Raw genomic sequence first — 17,849 nt, forward strand, 5'->3', positions numbered from 1 at the left:
TTAAAAGCAGGAGTCCCGTGATAGAAAGGAAACGACAGTTCAATGATCAGTATTGATAATGTTCACTAAATTCAGCCTATTTCAAACTAGAAAGGGGGGGCTAACAGGTAAAATTGGAGGGGCAAACGGAGGGGGTGTCTTTTGGATTGACAAATAAGGGACAATATGCGTCAGACTTGGCTAACCTTACCGTTGAAAAAAAGTTAATATAGGGAGAGCGGCTTAACAGTGTACCGTTATATTTTTTTACGCTTAAGATCCTGGTTGACTGAAACGGTCTTTGAAAAGACTCTTCTATATTTTTTGATGTATTCCGAGGGGTTCATCAGGAATACTTTTTTGAATTGTTCTCTAAAGTATTTTATATCATTCATTCCAACGCTGTACATGGTTTGCCTAATGGTATTTTCGGTGCTAATAAAAATTTCGGCGGCTTTGCGCAAACGTATGAAACGTATGAAACTATTGGATGAATGTCCGGAAATGGATTTGATCCGTTTATATAGATTCTCTCTGGACATTCCCAATTCTTCGGCTAATGTTTTGATATTAAAATCAGGGTCATCAATATGCCGCTCAACAATACTGATACAGTTCTTTAAAAAGTCTTTATATTCTGCGGATATTTTTAAGCTGTTGGGATTCAGCGTGATTTCACTATAAAAATAGTTCTGCAGGCTGTTTTTGCTTCTGAGGATACCCGCGATCCTGGCCATTAACAGATTCTTATCGAATGGCTTACTGATGAAATCATCCGCACCGCTTTCAATACCTTTTAATTTGACTTCTTCAGAAGTATTCGCGGTGAGTAGTACGATGGGAATATGGCAGATAGATTCGTCTTCTTTTACTTTCTGGCAAAGTTCAATCCCCCCGATCCCATTCATCATTACATCACTGATTACCACATCAGGGAGAAGCTCACGTATAATCGATAAGCCACTTTCTCCATTCCAGGCCTGTAGAATGTGATATTCCTTAGCAAAAATTTGACGGAGGTAACTGGCAATCTCTTCATTATCATCGATAATAAGAATAGATTTTCTTTCTTCGGAAACAAAATCGTTAAGCAACAGTTCATCATGCTGCTCAACGGCAATTTCCAGTCCATGCTGATCAAGCGCTTTAAAAAATCCCGGATCTTGCTCGACATCGGTATCAATCGTAGAAGAACTGATATAATTTCCGCCTTTTAAGATCTGGACATGGAAGGTTGTTCCGGAATGTGCATCACTAAGGCAGTTTATCTTTCCCCCATGCAGTTCTACAAAGGTTTTAACCAAATAAAGTCCTATTCCAAAACCACCTCCAAACGACCTGTTTTTTGCAGGTTCCTGATAAAATCTGTTAAAAATCTTTTCCTGTGCTTCAGGGCTGATGCCACATCCCGAATCTTTCACCTCTATAGTAACATCAGCATCATTTTCCTTTATGTCTATCCCTATCTTTCCACCCTCTGGCGTAAACTTAAAGGCATTTGAGAGTAAATTAAAGATCACAATCTCAAGCTTTTCCCTATCGGCAATAATTTGAATGGCCGCTGAAGAGCTATGAAAGGAATAATCGATCCTATTTGATTTTGCCTGATGATCAAAACATAGATAAACCTCTTTCACCAGTTCAACAATATTAACTCCTGATGTTTTTAAGGTATCTCCCTGCGCATCCACCTTACTGTAGCGTAGCAATTGATCGACAAGGCCTAACAGACGCTTAGCATTCCTGTAGATAATATTCATGTTGCGGGTATCCAGGTACCTGCCATCCTGATGGAGAAGATCCTTTACGGGGTTGATGATCAGTGTGAGGGGAGTTCTGAATTCATGCGAAATGTTTGTAAAGAATGTCGATCTCTTTTCATTGAGCTCCTTTTCCTTTTCACTTTCGAGATGGGCAATCTTTATCTCATATCTCAGTTTTTCCTGTTTTCTCCGGTAAGAAATATAAATCCCGGCCCCTAGAAGAATCAGCATAGTATAAATCACATAAGCCCACCATGTCAGATACCATGGAGATCTGATCCTTATAATCAAAGTTGTTGCTTCGTTGTTCCAGGCCCTGTCACTGTTGGTCGCCTTTACTTCAAAACGATAGACTCCGGGGTTCAGATTTGTATAAGTAGCATTACGCTGATTGCCTACCTCATTCCATTTTTTATCGAAGCCCACTAACCGGTAAGCATATTCTATTTTCATCGGATCGGCATAATTTAGTGCAACAAATTCCAACGAAAAAACACTTTGATCATACTCAAGGACAATTTCTTTTGCAGTATTGATGTTTTCCTTTAAGGGACCTGTTTGCTTTGGCAGCACGGATTTGCTAAATACCATAAAATCGGTAATATAAACTTTGGGACTGCCCTCATTTAAGGTAACCTGTTTAGGGTGAAAAGCAATATAACCTTTGCTTCCGGCAACAAAAATAGAATCGCCGTTACGCCCAAGAATAGCATTTACCGAAAACCCGTCAGCCTCATCAAAATTCCTAACCTTACTGGTCGCTGGAACCAAGCTGGATATACCGTTCTCGGTTATCAGCCAAATGGTTCCCTGGCTATCTTCAATGATATCTTTGAAGATATTACTGGAAAAGCCTTCCCTTTTCGAATAGCCCTGAAACTGCTTTGTGCGTGGATTGTACATATTTAATCCATCAGGAGTACAGATCCAAATATTCTTTTTAGTGTCAAGGAAAATTTTATTTATAACATTGCTGCTTAATCCATTATCAGTCGTGACCTGCGTGAAGCTACCAGTTTTTCTATCGAATATATTTACCCCTCCACCATAAGTCCCTACCCAAATCCTACCATCAGAAGCTTTGCAGAGCACATAAGCGTGATTATTATTTATTGAAAGCGCATTTTGAGGCTGGTTATAGAAATGCTGGTATTTGTTTTTATTCCGGTCAAAAATCTTTATTCCTGCATCAGTCGCCAGAACATATACGCCTTTATCAAGCTCTAAAATACTCCTGAAAACATCTTCGTTAAATAGATTACCGATTGAAGAGTGATGATAGTGGTGGGTGAAGACAGCTTTACGCTCATCGTAGCTATCAAAACCGTTCTCTGTTAATATCCAGAGAATCCCATTGGTGTCGAAATAAAGGTCACTTATGTTATTACTTGTAAGACTGTTAGCTGCTTGGCTCTTTGTAAACAGCTGTGTTTTTCCAGATTTTCTTTCAACTTTAAAAAGGCCATTATCAGTGCCGAACCAAATTGATGAATCTCCTACAAGCATACTGCTGATACCCCTGTTTCCAAACGGCAGTGGCTTAATTTTTAAATTATAACGCTGATGATCTATTTTGTACAGTCCGTTTACTGCATTTATCCACACGATACCGTTCACGTCTTTATACGACTCACCGTTGGCATAGTTTTTTATGCTACCGATCTTTTCCCACTTTTTTGACAGTATACCATAGCGATAAAAACCGTTGCTACCCCCAATGAGCAGCGATCTGTCATCCAAGGGCATAATACTGAAGACGGAATATGTTTCATTTTCCGGATGCTGAATCTTAGAGAATTTACTGCTTTTTACGTCGAAACTAAAAAGACCGTTCCAATAGGTTCCAACCCATATACTTCCATTTGAAGCGTAACTGAGGGACCAAATGTCATTTGGATTTTTCTCTCCATTGACGTGATATTGACGGAAGCTGGTAAAGAGCCTGCTTTTTTTATCAAATTTGTTAAGCCCCCCGCTCCAATTCCCCAGCCATAAATTGTTGCCGTCATCCTGGATGATCGCGTTAACAGATTTGCCTACCATACTGCCTGGTCTTGTGGGATGTGGCTTATAAATGCGAAATTGTTGCCGATCGGGTATATACTGATTAAATCCATCATCGGTACCAATCCAAACGGTTTCTTCCCTATCACACAAAATAGACCATACCTTATTATTGCTTAAAGAGCCTGGCTTTTTTTCGTTGTGGAAAAATCTTTTGAAAGTTTCAGAAAGCGGATCGAACAGATTGAGCCCGTCCATTGTTGCCACCCATATCCGGCCCTGACGGTCCAAACAGAGTGCGTTGATATAATTGTTTGTAATGGAGGTGCTATCACCTATTTTCTTTGAAAACACCTTAAAATTAAAGCCATCGAAACGGCACAGACCATTTTCGGTTCCAACCCATATAAACCCCTTTTTATCCTGGAGTGTAGCAGTAGTGCTCTTTGAGGGAAGCCCATCGGCTATCGTATAGTTTTTGGTAGTTAACCATCGTTTGCTGACGGATTCGTCATTTATAGACTGGGCAAAAGCAGCATGAAAGCTAATTATGATCAGACAAAATGAAAAAAACATTCTGATGGCAATCATCATAATATACTTGGTTTGGTGGGTAAACTTAGTACATTAAAGGCGGATATCATACAGGGCGATAAAAATTCACGTGTCTAAGATTATCTAAACGGGCTCATTTTTGTAATCAGACCAAGATGTCTTTTGATCCCATTTAAGATTTCTCATTTCAAAAGCTACACCAGCATAAGGTGCAGTACACCATCAAGAAGGTCTTTTTCTAGCGGTTAGCGGGAAGAGTCATAGCGCTGCTTTCATTAATGGCTGGTCGTTTACTTAATTTGTTTTGCGCAATCCAATTCGAATATTTTTTCCATAAGTACCCACTTCACTCCTTCGTCGGCAAAGGGCAAAGGTTGCTGAAACTTCCACATGAGTTTTTCCCATTGCTGGACCTTTTCATTTTTCTCATCCATCTGCGCCTTATGTGAGAAACTGAACTTTTCGGTGGTTTCCATCGACATAAATAGCCGATTTGAAACCCTATAGATTTCCATTTTTAAAATTCCGGAATCAATAATGCTAGCCGTTATTTCCGGCCAGCCATGTTTATGGTAGTCTTCGTATTCGGCAATGAGCGCAGCGTCATCAATCAGATCAAGCGCAAGGGCGTATTTTTTCATATTTAAAGGTGTATTTGAAAGTAATTTGGCTTGCAATTGAGACGCTGATGGGCAGAATAGATTTTTCTAAACCTTGGCATTTATTGTAAGTATTCAAGCCAACAATGGGGTAAAGTAAGCTGACCGATGTAAATCTCCGGTTATGTAAACACTACTGATACAACCCACCCATGCCTGAGGCTTTTATCAATCTCTTAAAACCGGAGAACAATACCATTAAACAATTCTTAGTGGATTGGCATAAGCAGCCGATGGCATAACATCAGGAAAGTAAACTTTAAGGCCATCTGCATTTCTTTCAAATTTCAGTTCCTGGCCTGTTGCAACAAGCTGTACACTGTTTATTTTTTGGGGATAAGATGAACTATCTACCGCTAAACTTGTAATAAGCACAGATCCGTCAGTTGGCCAGGCCATCACAGTAGCGAAAAGCGCGTTTCCCTTTGTGGTGAAGCGTATGTCCTGCTGACTAAAAGGCTTTCCTTTGCCTTCATTAAATCCCTGTGCAGTTAATGCAGCGGCCTGGTTCTGTGCCGGTCCTTCTCCAAATATCTTCCACGGCCGCGTTCCATAGATACTGTCTCCATTTGCGTTCATCCAGATACCGATTTCTTCAACAATTTTGCGTTCCAGTTCATCAATTGTGCCATCACCCCGAACAGGAATATTCAACATCAGGTTTCCATTCTTACTCACCACATCAACCAGGGTATGGATAATCGTTTTTGGGGTTTTATAAGCCTTCCTGTCGTATATCCCCCTATCGTAGTGCCAGTCGCCGATGCAGGTGTCAGTTTGCCATGGCAGAGGCTCTATACTATTGCTCTGCCCGCGTTCAATATCCCATACCATTGCTTTCCGCTGCTCTTGGGTGAGGATCTTACCGGTGATAACTGCGGTTAGTTTACCATTGTCCTTAATGCTTTTATTGTACATATGAGCAGCAATTTTCAAACCGGCATCACTAATGGGCCACATTGGAAATTGCGAATCATCAAAATAAATCATATCAGGGCGGTATTTATCGATCAGGTCGATTGTCCGGTTAAAGAATTTATCGATGTATGCTTTGCTAGGTGGAGTTACGCCATTACCCCAATGCCATTGTTTATGGATCATGCCATCATCTTCGCTGTTTTTACTGAGCTCATGATTCTGGGCGTAAAGTTCCTGTGGATCAAGTCCATCCCACCATTTGCCTTTTCCATCTTTTTTGGTAAGGGTTCCATCATAGGGTACTCCTGCCAACGGGCCCGTTTTATCGGCTCGCTGAGCAGTTTCAAACCAGCTCCAGGTATGTGCTGCATGGACACTTACAGCAAAAGGAAGCCCATGTTTTTTTGCGGCGGCGGCCCAGCCGCCGATGATATCCTTTTTAGGTCCTTGTTTTACCGAATTCCAATTTTTCTGATATTTACTATCGTATAAGTCTAAATTGTCGTGATGATTGGCGAGTGCCATGAAATATTTTGCCCCTGCGCTTTTGTATAGGGAAACCAATGCTTCCGGATCCCATTTTTCTGCCTTCCAGATATTGATTACATCTTTGAATCCAAATTTAGACGGATGCCCATATTTCTCGACATGGTATTTATATTTCCAGTTGCCCTCCATGTACATGTTCCTTGCATACCAGTCTCCTGCTTCCGGCTGGCATTGTGGTCCCCAATGAGCCCACATTCCAAATTTTGCGTCTCTAAACCACTCAGGCGTCTGATAGTTGGAGAGCGACTCCCAAGTTGGAGAAAATGGTCCAGCTAAGATTTTTTCAACAAATTCTTTTGCGGCATCCCTGTTTATTGCCAGGGCAGAAAGTTTACTGGAAAGCAATATTGCAGGCAAACCTAGGCTAAGGCTTTGGATAAGTTTTCTACGGTTCATATACATTTGGTCAGCATGATCTAATACAAAAACAAATTTATCGATGTGATCAGGTACATTTTTATAAAAAAATGACTTTTTTTTATAAAAATCCGACTTTTCGAACATCCTTCACTTACCCAAATCGCCATGATTTTTACTCAGGCAACAATCCTATAAGCCTTCTTAACAATCCATATGATCGAGCGAACTCTATTTCGATAACTTGCCTGACTTATCCAAAACCGTCTACAGAACTCGCTCGCTTTGGTGGCCAATGATCTTTCCTTCAGCATTACACCAAATTCTCCAGACCGAATTCGATTAATTTATCAAGAACCGGAAGGGTTTTCTTTCCTAGGTCGGTCAGCCTGTATTCAACTTTTGGAGGGATTTCAGGGTAAGCCTTTCTACTGACGAGTTTATTTTTGACCAGCATCGTTAACTCCTGTATGAGCATTTTCTCACTGATATCCGGAATTGCCTTTTTCAGCTGACCGTACCTTATCACATTATCATTGATCTGAAAAATTATCATCAGTGTCCATTTGCCTCCTAAAAGCCCTAATGATGCTTTAACGGGACATCMTTTGTCGCAAGGAATAATTTTTTGTGCTTTTTCTTCCATTGATAATCAATAATTCTAACCAAAAGGTATGTGCCCAACCTTTTGGTAAGTACTTGTACAAAGGTATGTAAATATTGAATTTTGCTCTAGTTAACCTTAAATAAAAAAAATGAAAATATTAGTATTTGGAGCCACAGGCTCCCAACAATTCAATATCATACCTGAGGCAATAAAGAAAAACGCAAAGGTATTTGCTGTAACAAGTAATGAAAAAGGTGCTACCAAGTTAAAGGATGCTGGTGCGGCTCCCTTGTTTGGAAACATGGGCGACGCTGCGCAAATGCTAGAGGTCACAAAAGATATTGATGCAATTGCCTTTATGATTCCAGTTTCGTTGCCCAACCCTCTTGACGGATTCCAATTTTCAAAAAATGTTATCGACGCGGCCAAAGCGAACGGTGTTAAAAAAGTTGTTTGGAATACCAGCGGTTGGCTGCCGGACCAAAAGACAGGTATGCCCACGGATGATGTAAAACTGGATGTCAAGGATTATCTTTTGGAAAGCGGGTTGCAGTACGTAATAATCGAACCCACCATTTACATGGAAAATATGATGGGCGCTTTCTGTGCACCTTTTGTTTCCGAAAAGAAAAAACTTGCCTATCCAACTCCTGAGCCTATGCCAATCGGTTGGATTGCCTCTAGGGACGTGAGTGCGCTAGTCGTTGAAGCTATCTACAGCGCCGATCTGACTGCGGATACTTTTCAGGTAAGCGGGCTTGAAAATCTTAAGGGAGATGAGCTTGCGGAACGCTTTTCTCAAGGTGTTAGTGAGAAGATAGATTACTACACACAGCCTGCTGAAGAGTTTAAAGGAATTTTAGCGCCATTTGTTGGTGATGCTGCAGCTGACGCGGTAGCTTCATATTACAGAGTCCTTCAGGAAAGCAATAAATATCCCCTGAAATTCAATTCTGAAATGGATAAAATATTGCAGAAGCTGCCTGTAAAGATGACATCGTTGGCCCAGTGGGCTAAAATAAACAAGGATTTTTTTATTAATAAATGTTAATATTATATGGATGCAAAAGATATTGTAGCATCATACTTTGATGCATTGGCAAAAGGCGAAATGGAGCGGGCACTTTCGTTTTTTGCCCTTGAGGCCCAATGGGACCAACCGGGCAGAAACAAATTTGCAGGAATTAAAAACAACTTGGGTGAAATTATTAAAATGTTTGAAGGCATTATGAGTGATAAATGATGGAAAATGCCGGTCTGGTAGCAGTTCCAGTTTGGTTTAGCGCCCAAAAGGAAGGCAAAACGATGAACCTTGGAGGTTTAGACCTATTTGAAATCAAAGAGGACAAGATTATCCACGTGTGGACGTTTTCAGCAGACCAGCCGGTTGACGACGAGTTTTGGGGAGAATAGCCTTTCGAATAGAACGGAGCTGACTGGAATCTTTAAGCTATGCGGCTCCGTTTAAATATTATTGTTTTAAATGAAAATTTTTCCGGCTATAAATTCTGAAGTTGTCATGCCAGTCTGAACTTTAAAAAACCTCATCAGATTGTTTGGCTCAGAGAAATTTAGATCATATGCAATTTCATTGATGGTCCTATTAGAGTGAAGGATCTGGTCCTGTATCTCAAATAACAACCGCTGTTTTAACAGCTGGCTTGCTGTTATCTGAAACTGAGCTTTTACGGCTTTATTAAGTGAAATCCTACTGACACCAAGCATCTCCGTGTAGTCTCCGATCCGCTGTTTTTCCTTAAAATGAAGTTCGATCAGGTTCTTAAACAAAAAAGGGATCTGTGTATTTCCATCAACATTTAAAGGCAGTCTGTATTGGCTGGCATATTGACGGTTCAACGATTGTAAAAGATAATATGTCAAAGATCGGATGATGTGCGAACTATCAAATTTACTGTCAATAAGCTCCGTTTTTATTTCGGCCAAAAACTTACAGTATTTTCGAAGATCCTCATGATCAATTGTAATGGTTAATGGGAAGCTGAGCTGGTAAAAATACAGCAGACGATAGGTAAACAGCTTATCTGCGAAAAAGTCGTTAAGGAATTCCTCCTGAAATATTAATGTCGTAACTTCCAGACGCTCGACATCGAGCTGCCAGTTACGCTTTTGATAGGGTGAAATGAATATGATTGAATTATCTGATATGTTTATTTGCTTCTCATTAAGCGAGACAATTCCCGATGCTTTTTTAAAAAATAGAATTTCAAAGTAATCAGTATTAAATGTTGCCTGAAGGCTATAGTCAATATCCTTTTCTGTTAATACATTCAGTAGAAAATGTACACCGCACTCGCCTTTATGGAATTTTATTGTTTTCAATTTTTTCGATCCGGTTAAAATTACTAAAATTCCTGTAACCTTTTCATCTGAACGTTTTCTCGTGTATAAGACTGGTTTCAAATAGCTCAGCTTAGTGCTCATAAAACCATTCTATCATTACTGCTGATCAATGGTTATCAAAACGCCACTTTTTAAACATGGTTTGATATCCCATAACCGACGCCTTCTATCGACCTTTGTTGCCATAGATAGAAGAATCCAAAAAAGTAAAGTTTAAGTCATGAAAAAATTATTAGTAACAGCTGTCTTGTCATTGACAGCGATAGCCTCGTTTGGACAGAAAGTGTCCGGATCAAAATCCAGCCTTCAGCTTGTAAGGAATGCTACATTGATCATTCACTATGGTGGCCACAAGATTCTGGTTGACCCCATGCTCTCTGCCAAAGGTGCAATCGAGTCATGGGCCGGTATTGCAAGAAATCCTACAGTGGATATACGGATGCCAATGCAACAAATTACAGACAATGTCGATTTAGTATTGGTCTCCCATACGCATGCTGATCACTTTGATGATGCTGCAAATAATATTTTGAAAAAATCTATAAAGATTATCAATCAGCCGGCAGATAAGGTATTCTTCAGTTCGAAAGGCTACATCAATGCCGAGACCCTTGAAAACCAGACAAAGTGGGATAATATCAGTATAGAGCGGATAAATGGGGAACATGGATCAGGCAAAGTATTGGAGATGATGGGCAAAACCTCTGGTTTTGTATTAAGTGCCAAAAATGAACCGACGATTTATATCATGGGCGATGCGATATGGACCGACCGTATCAAAGAAAATATCAAAAGGATCAAACCTGATATTATTGTGGTCAACTCAGGTGGTGCCCAGATCAAAGGCTTTGAAAATGTGCCGATTATTATGGACGAAAAGCAAGTTATGCAACTTATATCTGCGAGCGGAAAAGCAAAAATAATTGCAGTGCATATGGATGCGCTTGACCACTGCCGTACCACAAGACTCACATTGAGCGAGGAAGCAAAGAAAAACAGTGTCGGTGAGAACAAACTTGTGATCCTTAAGGATACAGAGATTTTCACCCTGGGCAAATAAATCAGAAAACGAAAATACCCGCCCAAAAAAAGTATTTGACTCACTTTGGCGGGTATTTTTATGCAAAAATAATCAACTGCATTTACCCCGGGCGTGGCCAAAGGCAATTTTCGGGCAAAGGATCTGCTTTTTTGAAACGGATTATACTAGCGTAGTTGTTTGCGATAGCGGATTATCATAAGTTTTCCAATCCGAATGCTGCAAGTTTGTCAATAATAGGAAATGTATCCAGGCCAAGCTTGGTTAAACTATATTCAACTCTTGGAGGGATTTCTGGAAACGATTTTTTGGTCACAAATTTATGCTCTACCAAAAAATTCAACTCTTGAATCAGCATTTTTTCGCTTATACCAGGAATAGCTCTTTTAAGTTCACCGTATCTTATTACGCGTTCGTTTATTTGAAATACTATTAACAGTCTCCATTTACCACTCAATATAATCAACGACTTCCTTACCGGGCAGTTTTCATCTGACTGTAAAATAATTTTCTGATTTTTTTCCATTGACACCCAGTGTTTCTAACCATTTAGTAAGTACCTAACCATTTGGTATGTACTTGTACGAAGGTAGTCGTTAACCTACCTTCGTACAAGTAATTTTTAAAATATAAACCTATGTCACAGGAAGAAACAAACAAACAGCTGGCTATTACCGCTTATCAAAGAATTTTTGGCGACTTGGATGCCACAGGAGTAGATCAATACATGAGCAGCACTTTCATTCAGCATAACCCCACAACACCCGATGGGCCTGAGGGCGTGAAAGCGCTTCTTCAAATGCTTATTTCACAAGGTGTTCCCAAACAAAAAATCATGTTCAAACATGTTGTTGCGGAAGGTGATACTGTTTTTCTTCATTCCCGTTATGAAATGGCAGGAAAAGAATGGAGATTTATCGACATTTATCGAATAGAAGATGGGAAATTAGCTGAACATTGGGATGCAATGATGCCGATGCCTGATGAACGTGGCAATAACAACTCTATGTTCTAAATTAATTGTACCGTAAATAATCAGAAAGATCGCAATTTGTCATCTAACCAGCTCTGATTAAATCAAAGCTGAGCACTACCATCAAGCATTAAAGTAACTAATTTATATTACTAAGAAAACCCATATAATTTCAAAAGACTCTCAGGTTTTATTCGATATTGCCTCTCAACCTTTTTAGTTTTATTAAATCACAATGAGGCTGGGGTTATTTCTAATCATCACAGGCATATTTGTTGGGCTTCACAGAAATTGCTCTAATTTGGAGCTTGGAGCATGGAGGCAAGCCTTCTTGCGTTTTTGATGACGGTAGGTACATTATTCTTTCTGATCACCACTCCTGAAAGTTGGATACCAGAATAAATGATCTGAACTGGGGTTTTCCGTATCTATCCGGTCGCGGAAGATTGGTCCTTAAAGACATTGTAATACTTGGTGAGGCAATAGTCCAAATGAGGGAGTCGGCAAGACTTTATTTGTCACGCAGATAGGCATTATATCAATCATTGTTAGATCAATCATCCCAAAAAGCTTGACTTTATTAAAACCTATTCCGCGGAAAACCTAGAGGAGGTACTACTATTGGCATGCAGGAGCTTAGTATTTACCTATTATTGAAACGCAACTTCCAGATACTGAGAAATCAAACACTCTTTAAAAAGTTTGCACTTTTGAGAAAAAAAATTACATTCGCAAAAGTAATTATAGTGGAAGTCCCTGAAATGCTGGCTTTTTGAAGGCTTATAAAGTTTACCGGCAATTAATTTTTTCCAATAGAATTTATCTGAATTGTAGTATCAAACTATGCCTCTAAACAGAAACCTGACCGATGATGAGTTATCCAAACTTTTAAGATTGGGGCAAGAATCTGCATTTATAGAAATTTATACCAGGTACTGGAAAAAAATATACTTCGCGGCCAAAAGCCGCATCAACGATGCGTATGCGTGTGAGGAAATCGTTCAGGAAATTTTCTGTAACCTATGGCGTAATCGTGAACACTTTGAAATTATTAAGGGCTTCGACAACTATTTTTCGGTGGCAGTCAAAAATCAGGTAATCAATTTTCTGGCAAAAAAGGCGAAGATTCTCCGGTACGAGGAAACGGCTAAAAAGACCCATTCTGAAGCGGATTACAGCACCCTGCAGCAGATCAGTTATTCTGAACTGCAACTCCATATCCAGAAGGCATTAAGTGTGCTCCCTAGTAGATCAGCTATTATTTTTAATTTAAAATATGTCAGCGGCTACTCTCAAAAAAATATAGCGCAGGAACTATCGATATCCGAAAAAACAGTTGAAGCCCACCTTGCCAGGGCGAGGAAAACAATAAAAGAATCTATTTCTATCCTTCTGTTCGCGCTTTTGTTCTTTTCGATAAAAAATTAATCTTTTAAATAGGGATTTTCCTTCCAGCGCTGTCTGTATATAAAACGGGCTTGATGAATAGTGATAAAAATATCGAACGGATGATGGAACTTGCCAAAAAATGGCAGGAAAATACGATAAGTCTGGCCGAACGGGAAGAATTTGATCGATGGTACAATTCATCGCATAAGAACCTGGAAAAAGATAAGGGCGCTGATGAATATGGGTTAGAACAAAGAATGTTGGATTCTATCCTCAAGGAAATCACTCCTAATGTCGTCAAACGACCATCCTATGGCAGAATAGCATTATTTTCCGCGGCGGCCGTTATTACCGTTCTTATATGTCTTGGCCTTCTTTCAAAGATATACCTGACCCCAAAAGTGGCTGCACCCGTTCAGTCAGCAATACAATATGATGCGCTACCGGGATCGAATAGGGCGACATTAACCCTTGATAACGGCGAGAAAATCGACCTTGCCCATGCCCGCAATGGCGACCTCAAGACCGACATTTCAACAAAGGTCAGCAAAATTTCGGGAAACAGGTTGGTCTACAGCCAACTGAGCCGCCCTGGTTCAACTGACCATTCTCAGCCGGTCTATCATACGCTTAGCACGCCACGCTCGGGTATGTTCCAGTTAACACTCTCTGATGGCACACACGTTTGGCTGAATTCTGGCTCTGTTATCCGCTTCCCGAAGGTTTTCGAAAATAAGGAGCGTGTAGTCTATCTTACAGGAGAAGCTTATTTTGAAGTTACCAAAAACCGTCATAAACCGTTTTTGGTCGTTACACCTAAACAAACCGTAGAAGTGCTCGGAACCCATTTCAATGTGAGTGCATATGAGGACGAAACCGTAACCAAGACTACCCTGCTTGAGGGAAAGGTGAAGGTAGCCAGCACTAACAGTAATGGGTTTAAAGTAATCCATCCCAATGAGCAGGCACTCTCCCAGGCAAATGGAATCCAGATTATAAAGGTCAATGCCTCCGACGTCGTGGGCTGGAAAAACGGGTACTTCATTTTCAACCGCACCGATCTTAGGTCGTTGCTTAGACAGTTTTCAAGATGGTATGATGTCGATATCGTTTATAAAGGTGAAGTGCCAAATGATTTCTTCCAGGGACAGATCCGCCGGGATATCAAGCTTAACCAGGCACTCAAAATCCTGGCTTTTGGCGATATACATTTCAAACTTGAAAACAGAAAGCTTATTGTATTACCCTAAATAAATAATGTAAAACCCTTAATAAATGACTATGACGAATCAAATACACTATTAATCAGGGCCAAAATGCCGAAAGTGCTGCAAACACTTCCGGCTTTGATCGAGCCAGCCAACAAATGCATTTTTCAACTAACCAAATCAAACCAAAATTATGAAATTAAATTCATGTGCGGAAACGCCATCCACATGGACGGTCATGGCCATACGATTTTCGATAACAAAATCAGCCATTTTCCTACTTCTTAGTACATGCCTATTGTTATCGGTAAAAGGGTATGCTCAAAATGTGAGCATATCTAAAAAAAACACACCGTTATCCCAGGTCTTCGATGAGCTGCGCAAACAGACCGGCTATACCTTTTTTTACAAAGATGCTTCTGTAAAAGACCTCAGGGTTTCTGTTTCGATAAAAGACGTCCAGCTGGACAAAGCGCTGAACATCATTCTTGAAAACCAGCCCCTTGTTTTCAGCATTATCGATAAAACGGTAGTGCTTAAGCGTAAAACCGAAAACCCTAAAACTATACCCAGTGCCGTATCTCCCGTCCAAGTTAAGGGGAAGGTCGTCGATGAAACCGGTGGGCCTATCGTCGGCGCTACAGTAAGCATTAAAGGCACTAAGAACATATCAGTAACCGATGCATCCGGAAACTTTGCCATCACGGCGCCCGAAAATGCCGTTTTAGTTGTAAGCTACCTTGGCTACCAAACCCAAGAATATCAAAATTTGGAGGGAAACGCAAATGTCATCAACATGGTTCCGACACCAAAAAATCTGGATGAGGTGGTCGTTGTTGGATATGGAACCCAAAAAAAATCAGATGTCACCGGATCGATTGTCAGGGCAGATCTGGAGTCTTTCCGGACTTCCCCAAATTCAAATATTGCCCAGCTCCTACAGGGCGCTGTTCCTGGTTTGAATGTTGGGCCGGTAACCTCTGCCGGGCAGACCCCAAGCATACAAGTCAGGGGACAATCTACACTAAGTGGCTCTCAAGGCGTTCTGATCGTTTTAGATGGTATCGTTTATGCTGGCGATCTCTCCAGGATCAACCCCAATGATATAGCATCTGTCGATGTATTAAAGGATGCAAGCAGTAAGGCAATATATGGTGCCACCGCTGCAAATGGAGTGCTTTTGATCACTACAAAAAAGGGGAAAATCGGTAGCAAGCCGATCATCAATTTTTCTTCATCTTATGCTACACAGAATCCTGCAAATATCCTACATCCCCTTAACAGGGAACAATTCATCCAGAAGGTCAGGGACATCAATTGGCGCACGGCATATCTGGCTCCTGAGTATACAACCCCTAATCCTGCCTTTAATGTTCGCTCCGCACTCGACCCCACACAACAGGCTGGTTATGATAATGGTACTGATTTTGACTGGTATGGTTCCGCTACGAATTCCGGATTTTTATATGACCAGCAGGTAAGCATCAGCAATGCAACCGAAAAGACCAACTTTTTCTTATCAGGTGGATATACCAAGCAGAAAGGGTTTATCATCAATAATCAGTTCAATAGGAAATCGGTAAGATTGAATCTGGAAACAAAGGTATTTGATTGGTTAACAGTCGGTACAAATGCATTCGCCTCCTTCGCTGATTATTCCGGTCTATCGCCAAATTTGAGGGATATCATGCTTTACAGTCCATTGAACACACCCTATGATGCAGCTGGAAATATCATACTCACCCCAAATGCCTCCATCAACAATCCTTTCCTGGCTACTTTGGGAAACAATTATGACCGCAGGAACAATCTTTCGGGCAATTTCTATGGCATTCTGAATCTACCGTTCATTCCGGGACTTTCCTACCGTATAAACTATGGTAACAATTATTTCTGGAACCAAAACTACTCCGCTAATCAGTATGCTGCAAATTTTACGGGAGCAGCATCCAAGACAAATGATAATACCTATGACAGTACGCTGGATCACATCCTCACCTACAAGAGAACTTTAAATAATATCCATTCCCTTGACCTCACCATGGTGTATGGATCCAGATCAACAGGTTACCAGACCACCAATGCCAATGGTACCGGATATAACAATATTGTTTTAGGCTATAACAAACTCGACCAGGCAACAATACAAAAGATATCCTCGGGCGCTTACAGCGAAACATACAATTACCAAACGGCGCGCCTGAGCTATGGCTTCCGCCAGAAATACATTCTCACCTCAACGGTTAGACGAGATGGCTTTTCGGGCTTTGCCTCCAACAACAAATGGGGCATATTCCCGTCAGCAGCATTTGCATGGGTGGCAAGCAATGAATCATTTATGCGCTTTAGCTGGCTGGACAACTTAAAAATGAGAATAGGCTATGGCGCCAATGGGAATCTTACCAACCGTTATGCTTCGCTGGCAACAGTTGGCCAGGGTGCCGCTTATGTATTTGGTGATGGTGGAACGACCTTGTTTGGCCAGGTTGTAAATTCGATGGGAAACAACGACCTTTCTTGGGAGAAAACGGTCGGGATAAATACAGGACTGGACTTTTCTATACTGAAAGGAAGAATTTCTGGCAGTGTAGATTATTATAACACCATTACAAGCAACCTGCTATATAACATCAATATCCCGGAAATAACAGGCTTTTCATCTATACCAAGTAACGTAGGCAAAATCAGGAACTCTGGGACAGAAATAAATGTGAACACCGTTAACTTAAAGCTAGAGAACTTTCAATGGAACTCTGTTATAAACTTTGCCACCAATAAAAACCGGATAAAAGAGCTCCTTGGTACCGGTGACCTTGTTGCAAGCAATCTTTTTGTTGACCGTTCAATAGGTACGATTTATAACTATCAGACTAATGGATTATGGCAGTTAGGGGAAACACCACCTTCGGGTTATGCTGTTGGAAGCAATAAGCTGGTAGACCTCAATGGTGACGGAAAGATAGACGCCAATGACCGGACATTCCTTGGATATACGGAACCTGCTTACAGGGTGAGTTTCGGAAATACTTTCAGTTACAAGAATATTTCTCTTTTTGTCTTTCTGAATGCTGTGCAAGGTGGAAAAAATGGTTACATGAATGTAAACAATCCATGGACTGATTTAGGGATCCAACAGGGCGATAATGCGATCAGAAACAACTGGTTCAAGGAAATAGACTACTGGACACCATCAAACCCCGGTGCACAGTACAGGATTACGGGCAGTGTACCTGCAGTAGATCCACAGCTTTATCAGCAACGAAATTTCGTCAGGCTACAGGAAGTATCATTAAGGTACAATTTTGACGGCCGGATCACTAAAAAGCTAGGACTGAACAGTCTACAGGTTTTCGTAAGCGGAAAAAATCTTGCCCTATGGACTAAATGGCATGGGTGGGATCCGGAGACGCTACAGGGCCTGGCTTATGGGGCTAGTCCGATTATAAGGGGATATTCTGCTGGTTTAAATGTTACGTTCTAATTCGATG

General features: G+C 40.7%; 16 protein-coding genes. 10 read left to right on the plus strand and 6 right to left on the minus strand.

Annotated features, from left to right (window positions below; genetic code table 11):
• Positions 1 to 236 precede the first annotated feature (236 nt).
• From AC1DNH_RS08760 to AC1DNH_RS08775, 4 genes are all read right to left on the minus strand, one after another.
• Positions 237 to 4,340, minus strand: a complete 4,104-nt coding sequence (locus AC1DNH_RS08760) for a hybrid sensor histidine kinase/response regulator (protein ID WP_477625316.1) — start codon at positions 4,338 to 4,340, stop codon at positions 237 to 239.
• 251 nt (positions 4,341 to 4,591) lie between these two features.
• On the minus strand, positions 4,592 to 4,942 hold the full coding sequence (locus AC1DNH_RS08765) for an L-rhamnose mutarotase (protein WP_057935177.1): 351 nt from the start codon (positions 4,940 to 4,942) through the stop codon (positions 4,592 to 4,594).
• Positions 4,943 to 5,158: 216 nt separating this feature from the next.
• Positions 5,159 to 6,823 (minus strand): alpha-L-fucosidase, encoded by a 1,665-nt coding sequence (locus AC1DNH_RS08770; RefSeq protein ID WP_057934940.1) that lies wholly within the window; start codon positions 6,821 to 6,823, stop codon positions 5,159 to 5,161.
• Between the two features lie 274 nt (positions 6,824 to 7,097).
• Positions 7,098 to 7,430 (minus strand): winged helix-turn-helix transcriptional regulator, encoded by a 333-nt coding sequence (locus tag AC1DNH_RS08775; protein ID WP_477625317.1) that lies wholly within the window; start codon positions 7,428 to 7,430, stop codon positions 7,098 to 7,100.
• Positions 7,431 to 7,539: 109 nt separating this feature from the next.
• On the opposite strand from AC1DNH_RS08775, the gene AC1DNH_RS08780 reads away from it, so the two are divergent.
• From AC1DNH_RS08780 to AC1DNH_RS08790, 3 genes are read left to right on the plus strand one after another with little or no spacing between them, the layout of a single operon-like run.
• Positions 7,540 to 8,442, plus strand: a complete 903-nt coding sequence (locus tag AC1DNH_RS08780; protein ID WP_057934935.1) for an SDR family oxidoreductase — start codon at positions 7,540 to 7,542, stop codon at positions 8,440 to 8,442.
• Between the two features lie 6 nt (positions 8,443 to 8,448).
• The gene (locus AC1DNH_RS08785; protein ID WP_057934934.1) at positions 8,449 to 8,634 is read left to right on the plus strand and encodes a nuclear transport factor 2-like protein; all 186 of its coding nucleotides are present in this window, start codon (positions 8,449 to 8,451) and stop codon (positions 8,632 to 8,634) included.
• The gene (locus AC1DNH_RS08790; protein ID WP_477585245.1) at positions 8,634 to 8,804 is read left to right on the plus strand and encodes a hypothetical protein; all 171 of its coding nucleotides are present in this window, start codon (positions 8,634 to 8,636) and stop codon (positions 8,802 to 8,804) included. Before AC1DNH_RS08785 ends, AC1DNH_RS08790 begins: the two co-directional genes overlap by 1 nt.
• Positions 8,805 to 8,870: 66 nt before the next feature.
• Here AC1DNH_RS08790 and AC1DNH_RS08795 read toward each other — a convergent pair whose 3' ends face one another.
• Entirely contained in the window at positions 8,871 to 9,812 is a 942-nt protein-coding gene (locus tag AC1DNH_RS08795; protein ID WP_245224606.1) for an AraC family transcriptional regulator, read from the minus strand.
• A gap of 160 nt (positions 9,813 to 9,972) precedes the next feature.
• Between AC1DNH_RS08795 and AC1DNH_RS08800 the strand changes: the two genes are divergently transcribed.
• Positions 9,973 to 10,812 (plus strand): MBL fold metallo-hydrolase, encoded by an 840-nt coding sequence (locus tag AC1DNH_RS08800; RefSeq protein WP_057934933.1) that lies wholly within the window; start codon positions 9,973 to 9,975, stop codon positions 10,810 to 10,812.
• 175 nt (positions 10,813 to 10,987) lie between these two features.
• Here the strand turns inward: AC1DNH_RS08800 and AC1DNH_RS08805 are convergent, their stop codons facing one another.
• Positions 10,988 to 11,317 (minus strand): winged helix-turn-helix transcriptional regulator, encoded by a 330-nt coding sequence (locus AC1DNH_RS08805; RefSeq protein WP_057934932.1) that lies wholly within the window; start codon positions 11,315 to 11,317, stop codon positions 10,988 to 10,990.
• Between the two features lie 111 nt (positions 11,318 to 11,428).
• On the opposite strand from AC1DNH_RS08805, the gene AC1DNH_RS08810 reads away from it, so the two are divergent.
• The 6 genes from AC1DNH_RS08810 to AC1DNH_RS08835 all read left to right on the plus strand — a co-directional run bounded on the left by AC1DNH_RS08810 (position 11,429) and on the right by AC1DNH_RS08835 (position 17,842).
• Complete coding sequence (locus AC1DNH_RS08810; RefSeq protein WP_057934931.1) at positions 11,429 to 11,806, plus strand: nuclear transport factor 2 family protein; 378 nt, start codon at positions 11,429 to 11,431, stop codon at positions 11,804 to 11,806.
• Between the two features lie 344 nt (positions 11,807 to 12,150).
• Positions 12,151 to 12,294 carry a DUF417 family protein gene (locus AC1DNH_RS08815; RefSeq protein ID WP_083505527.1) on the plus strand — a complete coding sequence of 48 codons (144 nt, stop codon included), beginning with the start codon at positions 12,151 to 12,153 and terminating at the stop codon, positions 12,292 to 12,294.
• Between the two features lie 313 nt (positions 12,295 to 12,607).
• Positions 12,608 to 13,192 (plus strand): RNA polymerase sigma factor, encoded by a 585-nt coding sequence (locus tag AC1DNH_RS08820; protein ID WP_057934930.1) that lies wholly within the window; start codon positions 12,608 to 12,610, stop codon positions 13,190 to 13,192.
• Between the two features lie 53 nt (positions 13,193 to 13,245).
• The gene (locus tag AC1DNH_RS08825) at positions 13,246 to 14,403 is read left to right on the plus strand and encodes a FecR family protein (RefSeq protein WP_057934929.1); all 1,158 of its coding nucleotides are present in this window, start codon (positions 13,246 to 13,248) and stop codon (positions 14,401 to 14,403) included.
• Positions 14,404 to 14,469: 66 nt separating this feature from the next.
• Positions 14,470 to 14,649: a hypothetical protein gene (locus AC1DNH_RS08830; RefSeq protein ID WP_057934928.1), complete on the plus strand. Its 180-nt coding sequence runs from the start codon at positions 14,470 to 14,472 to the stop codon at positions 14,647 to 14,649.
• 40 nt (positions 14,650 to 14,689) lie between these two features.
• Positions 14,690 to 17,842 carry a SusC/RagA family TonB-linked outer membrane protein gene (locus AC1DNH_RS08835; protein ID WP_167346242.1) on the plus strand — a complete coding sequence of 1,051 codons (3,153 nt, stop codon included), beginning with the start codon at positions 14,690 to 14,692 and terminating at the stop codon, positions 17,840 to 17,842.
• The last annotated feature ends 7 nt before the right edge of the window (positions 17,843 to 17,849 follow it).

The organism is Pedobacter sp. 01N310 (assembly GCF_056399805.1).

Bases quoted from the DNA above. Each gene is read 5' to 3' on its own strand.
- AC1DNH_RS08770 (WP_057934940.1), bottom strand. From the start codon at position 6,823: ATGAACCGTAGAAAACTTATCCAAAGCCTTAGCCTAGGTTTGCCTGCA.
- AC1DNH_RS08780 (WP_057934935.1), top strand. From the start codon at position 7,540: ATGAAAATATTAGTATTTGGAGCCACAGGCTCCCAACAATTCAATATC.
- AC1DNH_RS08805 (WP_057934932.1), bottom strand. From the start codon at position 11,317: ATGGAAAAAAATCAGAAAATTATTTTACAGTCAGATGAAAACTGCCCG.
- AC1DNH_RS08765 (WP_057935177.1), bottom strand. From the start codon at position 4,942: ATGAAAAAATACGCCCTTGCGCTTGATCTGATTGATGACGCTGCGCTC.
- AC1DNH_RS08800 (WP_057934933.1), top strand. From the start codon at position 9,973: ATGAAAAAATTATTAGTAACAGCTGTCTTGTCATTGACAGCGATAGCC.
- AC1DNH_RS08820 (WP_057934930.1), top strand. From the start codon at position 12,608: ATGCCTCTAAACAGAAACCTGACCGATGATGAGTTATCCAAACTTTTA.
- AC1DNH_RS08830 (WP_057934928.1), top strand. From the start codon at position 14,470: ATGCCGAAAGTGCTGCAAACACTTCCGGCTTTGATCGAGCCAGCCAAC.
- AC1DNH_RS08790 (WP_477585245.1), top strand. From the start codon at position 8,634: ATGGAAAATGCCGGTCTGGTAGCAGTTCCAGTTTGGTTTAGCGCCCAA.
- AC1DNH_RS08760 (WP_477625316.1), bottom strand. From the start codon at position 4,340: ATGATGATTGCCATCAGAATGTTTTTTTCATTTTGTCTGATCATAATT.
- AC1DNH_RS08810 (WP_057934931.1), top strand. From the start codon at position 11,429: ATGTCACAGGAAGAAACAAACAAACAGCTGGCTATTACCGCTTATCAA.
- AC1DNH_RS08825 (WP_057934929.1), top strand. From the start codon at position 13,246: ATGAATAGTGATAAAAATATCGAACGGATGATGGAACTTGCCAAAAAA.
- AC1DNH_RS08785 (WP_057934934.1), top strand. From the start codon at position 8,449: ATGGATGCAAAAGATATTGTAGCATCATACTTTGATGCATTGGCAAAA.